The sequence below is a fragment of the uncultured Intestinibacter sp. genome, assembly GCF_902468165.1.
Lineage (GTDB): Bacteria > Bacillota > Clostridia > Peptostreptococcales > Peptostreptococcaceae > Intestinibacter.
Genome location: NZ_CABQXJ010000057.1, coordinates 1 through 19622, shown reverse-complemented (window position 1 = coordinate 19622; position 19622 = coordinate 1). Strand labels below are relative to the sequence as shown.

Annotated in this window: 8 protein-coding genes and 1 pseudogene; 4 read left to right on the top strand and 5 right to left on the bottom strand. The window is 31.6% G+C overall.

The features are described 5' to 3' along the window. Positions 1 to 117: 117 nt before the first annotated feature. Positions 118 to 2856, bottom strand: a complete 2739-nt coding sequence (locus RDX53_RS10305) for an ABC transporter permease (RefSeq protein WP_295761902.1) — start codon at positions 2854 to 2856, stop codon at positions 118 to 120. 8 nt (positions 2857 to 2864) lie between these two features. Next, a complete protein-coding gene (locus RDX53_RS10300; protein WP_195930800.1) occupies positions 2865 to 3566 on the bottom strand; it encodes an ABC transporter ATP-binding protein in 702 nt (233 codons plus the stop codon). A 356-nt stretch (positions 3567 to 3922) separates the two neighbouring features. On the opposite strand from RDX53_RS10300, the gene RDX53_RS10295 reads away from it, so the two are divergent. Both RDX53_RS10295 and RDX53_RS10290 read left to right on the top strand, forming a co-directional pair. After that, the gene (locus tag RDX53_RS10295) at positions 3923 to 4492 is read left to right on the top strand and encodes an HD family hydrolase (RefSeq protein ID WP_295761900.1); all 570 of its coding nucleotides are present in this window, start codon (positions 3923 to 3925) and stop codon (positions 4490 to 4492) included. 804 nt (positions 4493 to 5296) lie between these two features. Then, complete coding sequence (locus tag RDX53_RS10290; RefSeq protein WP_295761898.1) at positions 5297 to 6475, top strand: IS1595 family transposase; 1179 nt, start codon at positions 5297 to 5299, stop codon at positions 6473 to 6475. Between the two features lie 532 nt (positions 6476 to 7007). Here the strand turns inward: RDX53_RS10290 and RDX53_RS10285 are convergent. Further along, entirely contained in the window at positions 7008 to 10895 is a 3888-nt protein-coding gene (locus tag RDX53_RS10285) for an NPCBM/NEW2 domain-containing protein (RefSeq protein ID WP_307994092.1), read from the bottom strand. 226 nt (positions 10896 to 11121) lie between these two features. Next, positions 11122 to 16503 (bottom strand): NPCBM/NEW2 domain-containing protein, encoded by a 5382-nt coding sequence (locus tag RDX53_RS10280; RefSeq protein WP_307994091.1) that lies wholly within the window; start codon positions 16501 to 16503, stop codon positions 11122 to 11124. A 338-nt stretch (positions 16504 to 16841) separates the two neighbouring features. On the opposite strand from RDX53_RS10280, the gene RDX53_RS10275 reads away from it, so the two are divergent. Next, positions 16842 to 17519, top strand: coding sequence for a hydrolase (locus RDX53_RS10275; protein WP_195931820.1), 678 nt, complete (start codon positions 16842 to 16844; stop codon positions 17517 to 17519). Positions 17520 to 18823: 1304 nt separating this feature from the next. After that, on the top strand, positions 18824 to 19327 hold the full coding sequence (locus RDX53_RS10270; RefSeq protein ID WP_195931821.1) for an Rrf2 family transcriptional regulator: 504 nt from the start codon (positions 18824 to 18826) through the stop codon (positions 19325 to 19327). 44 nt (positions 19328 to 19371) lie between these two features. On the opposite strand, the pseudogene RDX53_RS10265 reads toward RDX53_RS10270, so the two are convergent. Beyond that, a pseudogene (locus RDX53_RS10265) lies at positions 19372 to 19622 on the bottom strand (hypothetical protein); the annotation flags it as partial.

Below are 19622 nucleotides of genomic sequence, written 5' to 3'. Positions count from 1 at the left end.
TAGGTTGGAAATTATACATTATCCACAAACCAGATAATATATAATTTCCTTATAATTAAAAAAAGTAGGGGTATTTTTATATACACCTACTTTTGCTTACTTTTATTCTGCTCTCTTCTATTCGACTGATTTTAATGCATCTATCATATTTATGTTTTTCAATCTTATATGCATCATAAACATAACACATACGGCGAAAATCATTGTGATGATCCCCGCTATTACATAAGTCACCATATGAACTACTGGTATCAGCATCATATTGTCGAGTTCTGACGTGCTGACTAGGAATAAATACAAGAATCTACCTAATACAGAGCCTGCAAGAATTCCTAAAAGAGTTAGGATTATGTTCTCTCTGAATATATACATGTCTACTTCATTGTCGTAGAAACCTAGCACTTTTATTGTCGAAATCTCTCTTATACGCTCAGATATATTTATATTTATAAGATTGTATAAAACGACAAATGCTAAACTTCCCGATGCCCCTATAATAACTAACATAACTAGCCCTAAATCCGCTGATTCACTCATGCTTCTTATCTTAGATGCTAATGTCACATTTGTGACTTTGTTGTTGTTCATTATTTTTTCGGCTACTTTATCCTCGTCATCTACATTGTCTTTAAAGTTTAAAAGTTGCGCGTTATAGCTCGCTTTTTGTCCGAATACCTTGTTGTAATATGTCGGTGATAAATATACATAGTGTCCTGAATAATTCTCCGTAATATGATCGACTTTTATTTTATATGGATTATTTTCAGAATCCCTCATAACTATCTCGTCGCCAACTTTCGCATCTAAAAGTTTCGCTAATTTTTCATTTATAATAGCCCCATCGTCGCTTAACTCATACTTTTCACCAGTCTCCCTGTTGTATAATCCCATATACTTAGATAATTCTTTCGGTTTTTCTGGTACATACATAGTCGCTGTTTGCTTGCTTATTGTCTTTTTATTAAACGTAACTGAGTCTTGATATACATTTAAACTACTTTTGTATTCAGGCAAGTTTTTTAAATTATCTTCGTATTCCTTGTCGTCTTCTTGTGTCGAATCTTCACCAAATACTACAAGTGCATCGTATTTTATTATCTTGCCAAACTGTATATCGCTTACATTGTCGTTTGAATATTGAAGTCCCAACCCTGCTATTAATATAGCTGTACACCCAGCTATTCCTATAATCGTCATCAACATTCTTTGTTTATATCTAAAAAGATTTCTGCAAGTTACCTTTTGGTTGAAGTTTAATCTTTTCCAAATTGGAGTTATTCTCTCAAGCAAGATTTTTTTCCCTATTTTTGGAGCCTTAACTCTCATCAACGCTGATGGTTGTTCGTGAAGTTCTTGTTTTAATACAAATATCGACGCTCCTACTGTACAAACTAGCGAGCATAACACCGACTGTATTATATATGATGGATATAGCTGTAGTTTAACTTTTGGCAACATAAACGCAGAGCCGTAGGCTTGGCTTATTATCTGCGGAAGTATCCCGCACCCAACAGCAATTCCAAGCGCACTTCCCGCCAGGGTTGCTGACGTTGCATACACGATAAACTTTTTAGCTATCTCATAATCTCTATAACCAAGTGCCTTCAACGTACCTATCTCCGTACGATTTTCCTCCACCATTCTCGTCATAGTCGTCAAACAAATCAGCGCCGCCACCAAGAAGAAGAACACAGGAAACACAGACGCAATCTTGTCCAAACTCTCAATCGATCCCTTATAAGTCGAATAACCCGAGTTGTCTTCCCTATCAAAATAATAGTACTTACTTCCCGCAAGCTCCTTATCCAACTCACTTAACTTCTCATCAATAATCGCCGACTGATTAGTCGCCATTCCTGCCCCTTGATAAGATAAATTTCCTCCTGAAAGCTGACTACCATCTTGATTAACATTACTATTTTGTTGATTTGAAACTTCACTACTTTGCTGATTTATAATCTTGCTATTTGGCTGATTTGCTACTTCACCACTTTGCTGATTTAAAACTCCTTGTCCAGATGATTTCATCATCTGCTCCATCTGTTTTTGCATTTCATCTTCCATAGATTTTTTAGCATCAGCTTTCACTTCTTCAATTCGCTCAACTTGCCTTTTTGAATATAAATCCTCAAGGTATTTTGTATTTTTCTCCATTGTCTCTTTATACTCATCACTATACGCACCTAACTTGGCCGTATTTTCAAATCTCACATAGATTTCTGTATATGTGTCTAGGTCTAAGTCTTTGCTATTTATCACCGCGAAATAGTCTATACTTCCCTTTCCGACAGTCGTTGTCCCCCTCGAAAGGTAGTCTATATACATTGGACTTTGCACAAAACCTACTATTTTAAAAGATTTCTTTTTAAAATATGCTTCCGTATCTTCATCCGATTCTACTTTATAAGTATCGCCAATTTTTAAATTAGGGTTGTCTTTCAATGCCTGCTCATCAAGTGCAATTTCACCACTATTTTTAGGCATTCTTCCTTCAACAACTTCTAACTTATTCATAGTAGAATTTTGTTTGTACTCCATAAATTTGACAACATTTTTCGTGTTTGTCATATTTACATCCACGCTTTTTGTAGCATAATAGTCGCTTATTTTATCGTTATCTTCTAACAATTTTAAATCATTTTCATCAAGACCAAGACTCGACACAACCTTACTGTCCATAAGCCCTCTCTCATTAAAATAATCATTTATTGTTTTTTCAAGATCAGGCCCACTCGATTTAATCCCTGCATAAAAAGCAACTCCTAAAAAAATTATCGCCATTATTGAGATAAATCTCGCCTTTGAAGATGCAATTTCCCTTTTGATTGATTTATTATAAGTCTTATTTTTTGCCATATCACATCCTACCAATCTATATCATCAACTGATACTGGATTTTCATTTATATTAATTTCCTTAACCTTCGCATCCCTTATGTGGATAACCCTATCCGCCATTGGAGCAAGAGCCGAATTGTGAGTTATTACAATTACTGTTGTCTGTGTTCTTTTACACGTGTCTTGTAACGTTTTTAAAACCTGTTTCCCAGTTTTATAATCAAGCGCACCCGTCGGCTCATCACATAAAAGTAACTTTGGATTTTTCGCAATTGCCCTCGCTATCGAAACCCTCTGCTGTTCACCACCAGAAAGTTGTGATGGGAAGTTGTTTTTTCTGTGCCCAAGCCCAACAAGCTCAAGCGTTTCATCAACATCAAGAGCATCTTTTGAAATCTGAGTTGCAAGCTCCACATTTTCCTTCGCCGTCAAATTTTGAACTAAATTATAAAATTGAAAAACAAATCCCACATCATAACGTCTATAATTCGTAAGCTGTTTTTTATTAAACTTAGCAATATCAACGCCATCAATTATAATTTGGCCCTCATCACAATTGTCCATTCCACCAAGAATATTAAGCACAGTTGTCTTTCCTGCTCCACTCGGTCCAAGAATTATAACAAATTCCCCCTTTTCTATTGAAAAACTAACACCATTGTTAGCAGCAACCACACTATCCCCCACCTGGTACCTCTTATACTCGTCTATTATCTCGATATATGACATAATTTCCTCCTTTTTATACTGTCCATTTTTAAATTTTATTCTGTCTCTTATTAAATCGATATCTTTGGTATCTTGTATCGAATAAATATATTAGCTATCTTGTATTAAATAAATATCCTATATTAACTCAATATGTTAGCTATCTTCTTATTTAATAAATATCTTATATCAAATAGATATCTTTATTATTTAATTCTAAAATTATTATAAATAATGTAGAACTCTGTTACAATAACCACATTTATTTTTACCTTTATAAATTTAAAAATAAATAACTTCTTCTAGTTAATGGTCATAGTCATATCAAATTTTATTTGTTATACTATTATAAACAAATATGACAGGGGGAAATTCATATGAATACATCAACATTTTTAGAAATTTTAAAAGTAGCCGAAAAACTAAAATGTAACACAAGACATTCATGGACATCTTCAGGCCGCCACGAAAGCGTTGCAGAACACAGCTGGCGTGTTGCATTAATGGCCTTATTAATGCGTGATGAATTTCCTGAACTAGACATGGACAAAGTAATTCGCATGTGCTTAATCCACGACTTAGGAGAAGCATTCACAGGTGATATACCTGCATTTGATAAAAAAGAAGAAGACAGCCAAAAAGAAGATGAAGTATTCTTCAACTGGGTTTCAACATTTCCAGAACCATATCGCGAAGAATTCTCAGATCTTTTAACAGAAATGATAGAATTAAAAACTGGAGAAGCAAAACTTTACAAAGCCCTTGATAATATAGAAGCCGTAATCCAACACAACGAAGCCGACATAAGCACTTGGATTCCTCTAGAATACGACTTACAATTTACTTATGGTGCAGACAAAGTTCAATTCTCTCCATATTTAAAAGAATTAAAGCAAGAACTAGACAATAGAAATACAAAAAAAATAGCCGAGGCACAAAAAGCCTAGCTTCATATCAAAAAAAATTTCCTGCATATAACCCCAATGCAGGAAATAGTATAAAATGAATTATTGAATATAAAATGATTGTACATAAAATAAATTTATAATTCTCTACAGGGATTTCCCCTTTGGAGTAATTCGGAATGAGTTTTATATATTGTAATTGGTTTTGGTCTTACTTAATATATATGGATTTTCAAAAAATGTGTTCCACGTTTAATTATATTTTTACCAAATTAATTATAATTTTACAATCTTCGACTCTATTTCCTGTCTAATTAATATCTAATTTTATGTTAATATCTAATTTATAAATGATATATATATTTAATTTATAAATTCTATTTATATTTAATTTATTAATCTATTTATGTTCTATTTATTCATTTTATCTATATCTGATTTATCTATCCTATATTATATTTAAATTATTGTATTATTTCCTTACACTAATTATCACTTCTTCCCCTACATTTACTCTTATCTAGATACTCCCTCACCATATTTTATACTTATTCACCACATTATAACTCTATTAAATAACTTTGTGAAAAATGTATATTATTCCCTGATATGGACATAATGAAATTATCTATAATATTTTTAATTCAAATTATATAATATTAAAATCAATACAATACATTTGTTTGAAATTACTTAAATATAATTTACTATAGTTAAATTCTTTAATTACAATCAAGTGATTTCATTTTATTATTTATCTTGATTTTTTATCTTCATATTTGTAGAGAATATACTTTTAAGATCTTATTTATTTGTATTTTATTTATCGTATAAGGTGGTGAATTTATGTCTGTCCCAAAAGAACATGGTGTTTTTGCATCTAAAAACCTAGAATCTTTAACTAATAACTTGACTAAAAAAGAGTTGCAATCTTTAATTAATATAATTCAAAATAAAATAAAAATGGCCTACTATTATGGAATCGTATTGGGTTCTGATGACGAATTTTTGAGAAATTTCCCTAATGATTCAGAAAAAAATATCGAAATACTTCGAGGAAGGTTTAAAAATGGATTAAAATGTCCAAAATGTGGACATTCTAAGTTAAATAAAAATGGGAAAACAAATAATCGTCAACGATATATTTGCAAAAATTGTAGAACTACATTTGATGAAAGAAGTTTTTCACCTCTTTCTAATACTAAATTAAGTCTCGATACATGGATAAAATATTGTCGTTTTATGATAGAAGGTGGAACAATAAAACATTGTGCTCAAAAAGTAGGTGTAAGCATACCAACATCATTTTTTATGCGCCATAGGATTTTAGATGTATTAAATTTATCCTTGAGAAATCAATCATTTCAAGGAATTATTTCTGCAGATGAATATAATCTAAATGAATCATTTAAAGGTAAAAGTCCTAAAAAAACTATTGAAGAAGATCGTTATTTTTATAATTTTGAATATGAAGATTTGTCACGTTGTGTCGGTTGGACTTTTAGAAACTGTGATTATTTATTAAAAAATCCACAAAAATATTTAAAACCAGTTCAAGTAAAAATTAGTACCGCTATGGATAGAAATGGCCATGTTCTTACAAGAATAGTAGAAAATCCTCCTTTAGTGTCAAATATTAATAGAAAATATCAAGATATTGTGTCGTTCTTTGAAGGTAAATTAGATAAAAATTCAACTATATGTGCTTTTAGTAGTGGTTTATATAGAGAAGCTGCGTTTAAACTTAATGTTAAGTTCAAAAAAGCCAAAAGTAGAATGAAAGATTTAATTTATTCTGTACATCATGTTCATATGTATAACCATAAATTATCTCGTTGGTTGTCGAATTTTCATGGAGTAGCAACTAAGTATTTAAATAATTATTTATCATGGCATGCTTTTTTATTTATATTGCAAGAAGTTAACGAAATAAGTCGAATTAGTCGTTTATTTACAGAAATTACGACAATAAACCTGTCCGTAACTCAAAAACAAATTCAAAATAGAAAAGTTGAGTTTATATAGTATAATATGCTATTTATATAATATGCTGTAATTTATATGTTTTTCATAATATATTAATATATTTTTATATTTTTATATGATGTAAAATGTAATGTTCAGATTTAAATTTTTTAGCTCTAAATTTTATCGTTCTATATAAATATATACAAATAGTAAACAGTAAATATTAAATATTAAATACAAATAATAATTATTCATCTAGTAATAAATATTCCCTTATAATCCCTTATAAATTGAGAAAATTTATCACATTTATCACAAAGTTATTAAATAGAGTCATATATATAAAAATAGTAAAATAATACGATAGTTACAATAATAAAGTAATACTAAGCAACTAATCACGTAATTAATCAATTAATCATTATTAAATAATATAAAAATAATACAATAAAAGACGTGAAGTTTGTGCAGCTGTCGGGTGCATTTTTCTTCACGTCTTTTTTTATTTGTTAATATTTAAGAAGTATAATTTTGTGTTATTTTTTAGTTAACTATTTTATTTTAATTTAATTAGTTAGCTATTTGTGTTTTATTTTTCTCTGTTGTCTATTAAGAATGTTATTTCTGTTTTGTAGTTGTCGTCTTTATCTTGGTATGTTAGATAAAGTGTGTGTATTCCTTTGTAGAAGTTTTGTGTACTGAATGATATTTTTCCGTTGTTGTTTGTACATTCTTCTATGTTTAGTGTTGTTGTTTTCCATGTTCTATTGTCTTTTATAACTATAGATGTTGGGTTTAGTTTTTGGCCTTTTCTGTTTGTTATGTTGAAGTCTACTTCTACGCCTTGGCCTTTTGCCCAAAACCAGTCTTCGTTTATTGTTTGTGGGTCTGCTTGTAAATTATTTAGTTTTTTAAGATTTTTTAGTGGCGATAAATCTTTTATTTCGTTGTTTTTTATGTTTAGTGTTTCTAGATTTACTGCGTATTGTAGTCCTTCTAGTGTTTTTATGTTTTTGTTTTGAACGTTTAGTGATGTAAGTTCTCTTATGTCGCCTAGTCTGATTTCGCCTGGTAGTCCAAGTTCTTGTTGGATGCTTAGTTTTAGTGTTTTATCTTTTATTTGTATTATTTGACTTAGGTCTATTTCTACTGCAGTGTCGATTGCGTTTCTTAGTGTTTCTACTGCTTTATTTATTTTTGTTTGGTTGTTAGAATTTAGTGTGTTTTGTGCAAGTTGTATTGCGTTTTTTATAGTTTCTGCTGATTCGTCACTGTAATTGTTTAGATCTAGTGAGTTTGCTTCTTCTAATATTTTTTCTAATTCTGTTAAGTCAAATTCTGAAAGATTTCTAAATTTGGCATCTGCCCAGTCAGCGTGGTCCCAAGTGTCGCCGTTGTCTGCTTCTTCTACTACTAGTTTTATTTTTTTAGAGTTTCTTATGTCTACTATTAAACGTTGTTTTGGCGAATCTGATTTCATTAAGCCTGTTTGTGCTTTTAGCTCGTTGTCTACGTATACTTTGAAGATTACACTTGATGCTTCTTGGTTTGAGACGAATTTGTCAAGGCCTACCCAAGTGTCAAATATGTCGTAACCTGTTGAGTCGTAAACTATTTCTGAGTAAGAGTGTGTTCCTATACCTTTTTTGAATTCTTGGTATGTTCCGTCTTCGTTTAGAAGTTGGATTGTTTCTTCTCTTACTGATTTATCTTTTCCTATGTAGCCTGAGCCTATTGTTCCGTATTCATAGTTTAAGTCAGATAAGTATGTTTCTTTTTCTGATACTACTACTGTTCTTTTGAATGTTGTTTTGTTGCCATCGTTGTCAGTTACGAAGCAGTTTACGTTAAATATTCCTGTATTTCCTTCTATGTAGTCTGTTTCTACTTGTATGTTTTCTGTTAGGTCACCGTCTTCGGCATCTGTTGCTTTTATTCCTTTTAGGATGTCGATATCTTCGTTTATGTTAAATGCGATTTTATCTTCTCCTGTGAATTTTGGTGTTCCGTTGTTTTTTGTTAATTTTGGATTAACTATTATGCAGTGGTCGCATGTGTTTCCGTTTCCACCGTCGTAAACTTCGATTACTAATTCTTTTACTCCTGCTACTGGAACGTTGATGTACGCTAGGTTGTCTCCGTAGTGCATTACGTTTGTTGTTGCTAGAGTTTTGCCGTCAGCTGATATTTTGAAAGTTACGCTTGAGTAGTCGTTTTGACCTACTGCTGTGTCTATACCTATTAATGCTTCAAAGTTTTGGTAGTCTTTGTCGCTTAAATCGTATGTTATTTTTCCGTTTGCATGGATTCCGATACCTTTTTTGAATTTAGTTACTTGTTCGTGAACCATACCTTGGATGTTTGTGTTTGTTCTTGGTATTCCCCAAGCTGTTTTTATTGTTTCCCATGAAAGGTCTGATAAGTAGTCGTAGTCGCTTACTACTTCGACTTCAATATTTCTTATTGTAGTTTGACCTTCGTTAGTTAACTCGTAGTTTACTGTGTAGTTTCCTTTTTTGTTAGGGTTTACGTTATTTTCTATTTTTATGTTTGATGTTATGTCTTCTCCTGTGTAAGTAAGACCTTTTACATAGGCTTTTGCATCAAATTTTTCTCCTACTTTTAGAGTTATTTTCTCTTGTTGGATGCTTATGCTCGGCATTTTTGAGTTAATTTCAACTTTGTTTGCTGAAGTTAAGTCTTTTGCATAAGGAATTACTGCGTATTGTGCGTTGTCGTCTGTTGCATTTTCGTCTATGTATGTATTTGATGATGTAAATCCAATTACTTTTCCGTCTTTTAGTATTTCGTAACCAAGTAGATCGTCTTTTTTGCTATTGTTTATTGCCATACTTAGTTTTACACCTGATTTTACTTTTGAGATTGAAAGTTGTAATCCTGTGTCTGTGTTAGTGTAGCCAGATCCAGTGTATCCTATAACTGTGCTATTTAAATACCATAGTTTTTCGTTTGAGTCTGGGTATTTTTTAAGGTTTTGTTTGCACTCGTCTGATAGTGTAAATCCGTATTTTTCGAAGTAGTAAGTTAAGTTTATGCCTAATACTTCTGAAGAATATGTAGCTAGGATATCTTTTTTGTGTTGATAATCTCTTGGGCTTGGTTTTCTCTCTCTGTATAGTGTTTCTAGTTCTGCCCAGTATGTATCTTTTTTAAGTTGTAGCTGCCAGAACATCCCTAGTTGTTGGAAATAGTCAAATGTGTCAAATCCTCTTAGTGATTTTTCTGGTGCTAAGTATTTGTATAAATATGTGTAGTTGACTCTGTCTTGGAAGCCATTTTTTATGTGTGCGTTGTTTGCCCACATGTTGTTTGTTACTTCTGGCCATTCTCTCGCGCTTATGTCCATTTGGTGTCCTGCTTCGTGGACTGTTGTCCATATTACAGAGCCTAGACTTGATAAGTCTGTTCTAAGCATTGATTGTTCGTAGTCTCTTTGGATTCCGACGTGGTCTCCGTATGCATATGCTAATCCATAAGGTTGCATAAGTCTTATTGGTGTTCTTACGTTTGTTGAGTCGTTAGTTATATCTGATGGATCGTCTTTTAGTCCTGAGAAATCGAACGCATCTTGAATTTGTCCGTTTAGATTGTTTACACTTTCTAGGATGTCTACGCCTTCTTTTACATATACTTGATATGCTGCTGATGTTGTTCCTGTGTAAAGTATTCTGTTGCTTGTAAATTCAAAGATATCTACTGTGTTGTCTGGTTCTTCTTTTAGTTTTTGGTTGTATGCCTTTAATTCTTTTATAAATTGTGCTTTGTCGTCACCTTCTTTGTATGTTGGGAAGGCTTCGCCTCCTTCTATTGTAACGACTGGGGCTGCGCCCTGTTGCTCTTTTGTATATCTATTTATTAAATATAAGGCTCCGCCTTTTACGGTTTTATTTTCCCAAGAAGTGCTGTATATCTCAGGAACAGTAAGCACGTTTTTCCCTTTTTGTAGTTGATATTCTCTTATCCAGTTTGCATAATGTGCCTCGTGTTGAGTGAATGCCACTCTTGGAAGTGGTGCATTGTCATCCGCTTCAACATAAATTGTTATTTTTTCTCCTGGCTTCGCCACTATACCTGTTGATTGTAAATCTGTACCGAAAGAAACCATGCGTAAGTTCTCTCTGGCTCTCGCCTTTGTGTCGCCGTTTTGAGTTAAAGTTATAGTTTTTTTAGTTATTGTTGATTCAGTTGATTCAGTAGATTCTTCTTGAGAATCTTGTGATGTTTCTTTAGACTCTTCTGTCTGAGATTTCTCTTGTTCTTGAGACTTTTCTTCCTCTTGTGAAGTTTCTAAGTTTTGTGCTGTTTTAGATTCTTCGTTATTATCTGCTGAATTTTCTTGTGTTGATATTTTTTCCTCGTTTTTTGTTAATTCATGTGCTAAGACTGCTGTTGTATTAGCTGAAAAGCTTGAAATAACTGATACTAAAGTTAGTATTGCTACTTTTTTCTTAAACATACCCTACTCCTAGTTTATTTTTTTGAATAAAGAGGGACTATCTCCAAAATATTTTGTGATAGTCTCCTTTAGTTTTTAGTTTTTAAATTTTAGTTTTTAAATTCTAATCTTTATTGTTGATGACTTTTATTTACTTAAGTTTGATATCTTTATTCACGTTTAGATATCATTTTTATAATATTAGACTTCTCTATTATTTAGGATAAACATTAATTAATCAATTAGTTTATCTATTGTCAAGCATAAACATAAATTGTGATACGTAGTTATCGTAAGTATCTTCGTATACTAGTGTTATTGTATAAAGATATTTATCGAAAGTTGTTGTATCTAGTGTAACTACGCCATTTTTTGTGTATTGTGCTGCGTCTAATGTTACTATTTCATGTGTTTTGTTGTGTTTTACTATTATAGATTTTGGAGATAGTTTTACTCCTTGTCTATTTATAACGTCTAGGTTTATTGTCGCTTTGTTATCTACTGGATAGATACGTCCTGACACTAAGCCACCTAGAGGGCTTGCTTGTAAGTTTGTTAATTTTTTAAGATTTTTTAGTGGCGATAAGTCTCTTATTTCATTGTATTCTATGTTTAATGATTCTAAGTTTATCGCGTGTTGTAATCCTTCTAAACTTGTTACTTCTGACAATTTAAGTGATGTAAGTTTTCTCATATCACCTATTGTTACATTGCCTGAAATGTTAAGTGTTTTTTGGATTGCTTTTTTAAGATATTCATCTCTTATTTGTACTACTTCGTTTAAGTTTACTCTTACTAATGAATCTATTGTGCTTGTTAGGTTTTCTATAGCTGCTTCGATTATTTCTTGGTCTTTAGAAGTCATAGCTTCTTCACCAGCTTCTATAGCTTGTTCTAATCTTTCCATAGATTCTTGTGTGTAGTTGTTTAAGTCTAATTCTTTAGCTTGTTCTAGAATTTTTTCTAGTTCTGTTGTATCAAATTTAGGTATCTTTTTGAATTTAGCATCAGCCCAGTCAGCATGGTCTGCATTCATTCCGTTTGGCCCATTTTCTACTACTAATTTAACTTCTTTAGAATTTCTAACATCTACTACTATGTGTTGTTTTGGTGAATCAGTTTTCATTAAATCTGTTTCAGCTTTTAATTTTCCATCTACGTATACTTTGAATTTAACGCGTGGTGCAGGTCTTCCTGCTACGTATTGGTCCATTCCAACCCATGTGTCGAATATGTCGTATTCTGTTGAATCATAAACTATTTCTGAGTGAGCATGAGTTCCTATACCTTTTTCAAATGTTTCTACTTCGCCATTTTTGTTTAAAAGTTTTATAGCGTCTCCGTTTAGTGATCTATCTTTTCTTATAGTTCCCCAACCTATTGTTGCAGATTTCCAATCTAAATCAGATATATAAGTATCTTCATTTGTTGTTATTATTATTTTTCTTTCTACTTCAGTAGTTAATCCTAATGTATTTGTTACTGAATATTTTACTGTGTATTCTCCTATTTTAGATGATGAGAATCCTCCATCTTCTACTACTACGCTTGAAGTTATTTTTCCGTCTTTTTGGTCAGTCGCCTCAACATCTGCCATTAAGTCAAACTCAGCGTCTTTGTCTACTGCTGTTAATTTCTCAACGTTTATAGTTGGATATTTAGCTTTTATTATTTTTTCAGCATTGTCTAATTCAACTTTGAATATGTCGTATGCTGGGTGGTCTTTTACTTCTTTTCTTAAAGCATCTAGTTTTTCTAATGTGTTGTAACTTTCTGCTACGTCTGTTTTTGTTTCGTCTGTAAATAAGCTTTCTATTTTGTCAGATAATTTATCTTCTTTGTAGAATGCTACTTCACATAAACTTGCCCATCCTTCGCGAGCTTCAACAAATTTGAATTTTACTCTTCTTGCACTTACGTTGCTCATTTTAAATTCTACAAAGTCGTTAGTAGAACCTGTTGTGTATGAACCACTTCCTGCTAAGTAGAAGTCATCTCCTGACTCACTTGTAGATACATATATTTCAAATTTTGATGCGAAACCTTTGTTGTATGCATCACGTCTTGCACCATAAGCCATTCTGCTTATTTCTTGTACTTCACCTAAGTCGAATATTACTTCGTTTTTAAATGTAGAACTGTTTGGTGTATTTGTCTCCCAGTGAGTGTTTATGTTGCCATCTAGTGCATTTTGTATTTTACTGCTTCCGTAGTGTCCTGCATTATTTTTTATAGATACTACAGGTAATTTAAATGCGTCGTTATATGCTTGTAAATTGCTGAATTTACCATATCTAGATCTCTTTGTTTTATAATCTTCTGATACTGTTACGTATCCTGTTGTTCTTGTAACATTGTTGTTTGAATCTGTTACTTCATATACAACTTCATATCTACCTACTTTGTTTTCTACAAAGTTGTTTGAGATTATTTGTATTTGTGATGTTAAATCTCCGTCTTCTTGGTCGTGAGCTTTAACGTCTTTTCTTGGGTCTAATGTGTCGCCAAGTTTTAAGAATTTCTCTTGTGCAGTTATTCTCGGTTTTCCGTTGTTTGTTGTTAATTTTGGATTAACTATTATGCAGTGGTCGCATGTATTTCCGTTTCCACCGTCATAAACTTGTATTTCTAATTTTTTAACTCCGCTTATAGGTATATTTACATCTATCATGTTGTCATAATAGCCCATAACACTTGTAGTCGCTACAGTTTTACCGTCTGCAACTATTTTAAATGTTACACTTGATTTGTCGTTTTCTTGGATTGAAGTATCAATACCAATTAAAGCCTCAAATCTGTCGTAGTTTTTGTCTGATAAATCGTAAACTATTTTACCATTTGCATGTATACCAAAACCTTTTTCAAATTTTTTGATATCTCCGTTTATTCTACCAGATATGTTAGAGTTTCTTCTTGGACTTCCCCAAGCTGTTGAAGTAGATTTCCAGTTAAAGTCTGATAAATAGTCATAATCACTTACAACTTCTACTTTAACTACTCTTGTTGTAGTTTGTCCGTTGTCGTTTAATGTGTATGTAACTGTGTAGTTACCATGAGTTTTAGTATCTACATCACTTTTAACTTTTATATTTGATGTTATTTCTTCTCCTAAATGGGTATAACCTTTAACATAGTCCATTGGATTAAATTTATCATTTAATTTTAATACTAATGAACTTTGTTGTACACTTATGCTTGGACTTAATGTACTTACTCCAACGTTATCTCCTGTTGTTAAGTCTAAAGCATAAGGAACAACTTCATAACTTACATCTGAGTCTGTGTTTGTTTCAGTAGAGTCTGTGTAACTGTTTGATGTTGTAAATGCGATTACTTTTCCATCTTTGATTATTTCATATCCAAGTAAGTCATTTTTAACATCTTTGTCTATGTTCATAGTTAATTTTACGCCTTTTGAAGATTTAGACACAGATACTTCTAATCCTGTATCTTTACCTTTGAAACCTTCTCCGTCGTAGCTTAATGCGTTTCCATTTAAGTACCAGATTTTTTCACAATCATTTGGGAATTTCTCTTTTAATTGTTTTTTACAACTATCTGATAATGTAAATCCATATTTTTCAAAATAGTTTGTCAAATTCATATTTAGGACTTCTGAAGAATAAAGTGCTAATGTGTCTCTTTTTTGTTGTTCACCATTAACGTTTGGTTTATTTTTTCTATAAAGTGAGTCTAACTCTGCCCAATATGTATCTTTTTTAAGTTGTAATTGCCAGAACATCCCTAATTGTATAGTTCCATCAAGATTGTTAAAGTTTACTGATGAATCGTCTGGAGCTAATAAATTGTGTATTTTGCTGTATGCTGCTCTATCGCCTGCACCATCGTTAACATAAGCGTTGTTTGAGTACATGTTGTTTGTGATTTCGCCCCATTCTCTAGTCGCTATGTCTAATTGGTGCCCAACTTCATGCATCATACCCCAAAGTATGCTGTTTATGCTGTCTTGGTCAGTTCTTAATATTATTTCTTGTATGTGTCTTTGCACACCTATATGGTCTGATGCTGCATATGCTGCCCCATAAGGTTGCATAAGTCTTATTGATGTTCTTACGTTTGTTGAGTCGTTAGTTGGGTCAGATGGATCATCTTTTAATCCAGAAAGCTCAAACGCATCTTGGATTCTTGTGTTCCATACTTGAACACTTTCCTCAACATCAACACCTTCATTTACATATACTTGGTATGCTGCTTTTGCAGTACCTGTATACATAAATCTTGTTGTATTAAATTCATATACGTCTACTGTATTTGCTGGGTCTTTGTCTAATTTAGCTTTGTATGCTTTTAATTTTTCTAAGAACTCAGCTTTGTCATCACCAGAGTTATATAATGGGAATTCTTCTCCACCTTCTATACGAACTACTGGAGCTTTCCCTTGTTGCTGTGGTGTATATCTATTCATTAAATAAACAGGTCCACCTTTTATAGGTTTTTGACTCCATGAATCGTTATAAATCTCAGGTACTGTTATAACGTTAAGACCTTTCTTTAATTGGTACTCTTGTTTCCAATGTCCAAAACGACCTTCTTGTTGAGAAAATACGATTTGTGGAAGTGGTGCACCGTCTTCTGCCTCTACAAATACTTTAAATACTTGTCCTGGTCTTCCTACTATACCTGTAGATTGTAAGTCTGTCCCATATCTAGACATACCTAATTGGTTTCTTGCTTTTTCATGAGTATTCCCATACTGTGTAAGCGTGAATGTTCTATCAGAAAAATCCTTTTCTTCCTTTAAAAGCTCTTTTGCTATTTCAATATTGCTAACTAATTGATGTTTTAAAGGATGTTTGTTTACTTTTTCTTCTAAAGCATTTATCGCCTCTTCGCTGTTATATTCATCTTTTAGTTTTACCATTGTACCATCTGTAAAAAGATTATCTACAGTGTTTTTTAATTCATCATGTTTGTATAACCAGAAAACAGATGATGCTGCTTGATTTAAGTTACCTTTTTTGTATACAAACTTAAATCTTTTTAATTCAGTTGGTTTAAATGTTATCTCTTTTATGTCGTGGCATGCGGCTTGCTCTCCGACTGCTATTAATTTAAAGTCGTCACCATCATCAGTATTTGATGCATAGATTTCAAATTCTTCTGCATATCCTTTTTGCCAATATGGTGTACCACCGTAAATCATTGTGTCTATTTTCATAGACTCTTTTAATGTTACAACTATCTCATTTGTGAAAGTATCGCTGTTTAATCTTCTAGAAGACCAGCATGTTTGCGTATCGTCGTCAAACGCTTTCATAAGATTTTCAGTTGAAGAACCATCATTACTTCTAACACTTGCAATCTCAGAATTATCAACCTTGAATGCCTTGTTATAAGCCTCTTCAAATTTCCCATCAGTCTTAGCAAATTTTTTAATTCCTGCTTTTAGGCTATTTGTAACGTTTCTCGATACATTTTGTTTTGACTCTTTTTCAGTGTCATTTTCATTTGTGCCATTTGATTGACTTGTTTGAATAATTTTACTTGATGTGTTTGTTACTTCATCTTTGTTAGTTAATTCATGTGCTAAAACACTAGTTGTGCTAGCAGACAAGTTCGTGACCATTGCCACAAGAGTTATGATAGCTGCGATTTTTTTTGTGTTCATATCTCTCCTCCTATTTAATTTTCAAAGATGCATTATTTTTCCAGTTGTATTTTTATTATCAAGATAACAAATAATACTAATAACTCTTTTTAATACACTTGGTTTTAGGTATTATTACAATAATAATATAGTGAAATAATTTTGTCAATTACTGGATTAATTTTTTTGAAAAAATTTGTAATATAAAGTAGAAAATTGTCGTTTAACATTGATTAACATAATATTCATAAATAAATTATATAATTTTAAAAATAAAATCTATAAAAATTCTTACTTCTAATTTATAATAGAAAGATATAAAAGTTTTTAATATCAAATTTTTAAGGAGGCTTTTATCAATGAAAAAAAGACCAAAAGCAATTGACGGTACACTTAGAAAATCTTTTTTACGTGTTCCTGAAGTCATTAGAGAATGTAGCGGGATAAATATCTTTGGCAAAAGAATTAAATCGCTTGTGTTTTCGACTGATTTAGCTATCATAAAAAATGTAAATGCAGATGCTGTTATGGCGGTATACCCATTTACACCTCAGCCAATAATAACACAATCTATTATTATGGCTTCTGACATACCAGTCTTTGCTGGAGTTGGTGGAGGTCTTACAAAAGGGATGCGTTCAGTTTTATTAGGAACTAATGCTGAGTTACAGGGCGCAATCGGTGTTGTTGTAAACGCTCCAACATCAAACGGCGTAGTTCAAGCATTATCTGATAGCCTTGATATACCTGTTGTCGTTACAATTGTAAACGATCAAACAAATATACAAGAAAGAATAGATGCAGGCGCAACTATCTTTAATGTATCTGCTTCTGCTGATACACCTAGAATAGTAGCAAAAATTAGAAAGGATTACCCTGATTTTCCGATAATAGCTACAGGTGGTCCAACAGAAGAAAGTATAAGAAAAACTATCGAAGCTGGTGCAAATGCTATAACTTGGACACCACCTTCTGTTTCTGAATTATTCAAAGACGTTATGACTAAATACAGAAACAACGTAGAAGCACCGCATTAATAATTGGTGGTGGTGCATTGCTATGGATACTTATTATCATTATGATGACAGGGTATTTAATTTAAATTACATACCAAAAAGAGGCTAATCGCGTTTTAATTTTGCGATTAGCCTCTTTTTACAATAACTTGTTAAATTTAGCTAGTAAGTCTAGCTTTGACTTAATTTCCTTTTAAGTTTATGATTGCGTTTTGTATTTATTTTGTCCCCGATGACAGTTTTAAAATACATGTTTTAGTAATTATTTTTAATAATTGTTTTGATTTTATGATTTTTATAATTCCGATTTTATATTCCCCGAAAAATTATAACCCCACTCCCAATAGCGTTATAATTATGAAAATAGTTTCATACAATCCCCTAAAAATCGTATTCCCTTGCCTTTGATAATATAATACTACATATGCTATAGCGTTTTTTGTCGATTCTTGCAATAAAATCCAAGTTTTTTTCGACATTTGCCAGGTATTTTATGGTAATTCTGGTCATTTGTTCTTTTTATGAATACGATTTCCATTTTATATAATTATAAATTAATTGACATATAAAGATTATTACTAATAATATAGGAAATATTCTATTAAAAAATATGTTATCTATAGCTAAAATAGAAAGTCCAATCGCCAATAAAACCAATGGAATCTGCGTCCATAATAAAAAATACTCCCTTTGACGTATCAAGGGAGTATTTTTATATATAATATCCAACTATTTTACTTTATCTAAGCTATTTTTGATATATTATTTTTTAGGTCTTTGGCAAGTGACACATTTAGGTTTAGCAATCTTTTTATATCAAAATTCTATTTATAAAGTTTATTTACAAAAGGTAGCTATTTTATAGCTGAAAAGGGAGTCCTTTTGCAAATATCGTATTTTGCGTTTTTATTGTAGATAAAATTAATCGTCGATAAGTTTTATCTTTAATTATATTATAATAATATTGCTGATATGTCAATCATAATTTTTATATATTGTAGGTATTTTGGATTTATTGTTTATGTTTGGTTTATATCTAGTTTTTATTATTATCTAGATTGTTTTTATTTAGTTAATCTTATCTATTTATTTTATCTAAATAGTATAATAATACCCACTCTTTTTATTTTTAAACTTTAATTTTGTGCTGTGTTAAAAATTCTGATGAAAATTATTTTAGATTACTTATATTCAATATATTTATTGTTTTTTTACTTATTTTCATAATATAAATCTTTTTTCGTACTTTATGTGGATATATCTACCTTGAATCAAACTTCATAATAATGTATGATTATTATATTATCTTTAAAGGAGCATGATAAATGAAATTTTCAGTTGGAGTTGAATATGCAATACATTGTTTATTGTATATGGTAAATATGGAAGATGGTAAATCAATAGGGATAAGGGATTTATCAACGTTTCAAGGAATTTCGGAAACGTATCTGTCAAAAATATACGCAAAATTGAGCAAATCAGGAATTGTGAAATCTGTCCCCGGTGTAAAAGGTGGATATACATTAGCCCGTAGTGCTGATAAAATTACGTTTTGTGATATAGTTGAGGCTGTTGAAGGGAGTGAACCGTTCTTCCACTGCGCTGATATCATGCAAAATAGCGTGCTTGCAAAACAGGACCTTCCACCAAGGAATCCTACAAAATGTCCTTGTGTGATTAAAGCTGTGATGTTTGAGGCGGAAAATCAAATGAAAAAATATTTAAGCACGAAGACATTGGCATGGTTATATGATCAAATGTATCACGATATGCTTCCAAAAGAATACGAAACATCAATGCTTGAATGGTTTAATAAGGAAAATAAATAGATTTGGAGTAAAAAAGTAGGGTCTTACCCTACTTTTTTGTTTGTTTATTTTGACATCAACTTTTCTATTTCGTTTAAATCTAGTCCTGTCGATTTTGATATTGTTTCTTTGTCTAATCCTATGTTTATTAGGGATTTTGCGATTTCTATTGCTTTACTTTTTTCGCCTTCCTGAATTCCCTTTTGCAGCCCTTCTTGAATTCCTTTTTGCAGCCCTTCTTTAATACCTTCTTGTCTACCCTTTTTGATTCCTTTTCGCTCGGCTTCGTTTAATGCGCTTATCTTGTCTTTTAGAG

Coding starts and splice junctions, on each gene's coding strand:
- RDX53_RS10280 (WP_307994091.1), bottom strand. CDS start 16,503: ATGAACACAAAAAAAATCGCAGCTATCATAACTCTTGTGGCAATGGTC.
- RDX53_RS10270 (WP_195931821.1), top strand. CDS start 18,824: ATGAAATTTTCAGTTGGAGTTGAATATGCAATACATTGTTTATTGTAT.
- RDX53_RS10285 (WP_307994092.1), bottom strand. CDS start 10,895: ATGTTTAAGAAAAAAGTAGCAATACTAACTTTAGTATCAGTTATTTCA.
- RDX53_RS10295 (WP_295761900.1), top strand. CDS start 3,923: ATGAATACATCAACATTTTTAGAAATTTTAAAAGTAGCCGAAAAACTA.
- RDX53_RS10275 (WP_195931820.1), top strand. CDS start 16,842: ATGAAAAAAAGACCAAAAGCAATTGACGGTACACTTAGAAAATCTTTT.
- RDX53_RS10300 (WP_195930800.1), bottom strand. CDS start 3,566: ATGTCATATATCGAGATAATAGACGAGTATAAGAGGTACCAGGTGGGG.
- RDX53_RS10290 (WP_295761898.1), top strand. CDS start 5,297: ATGTCTGTCCCAAAAGAACATGGTGTTTTTGCATCTAAAAACCTAGAA.
- RDX53_RS10305 (WP_295761902.1), bottom strand. CDS start 2,856: ATGGCAAAAAATAAGACTTATAATAAATCAATCAAAAGGGAAATTGCA.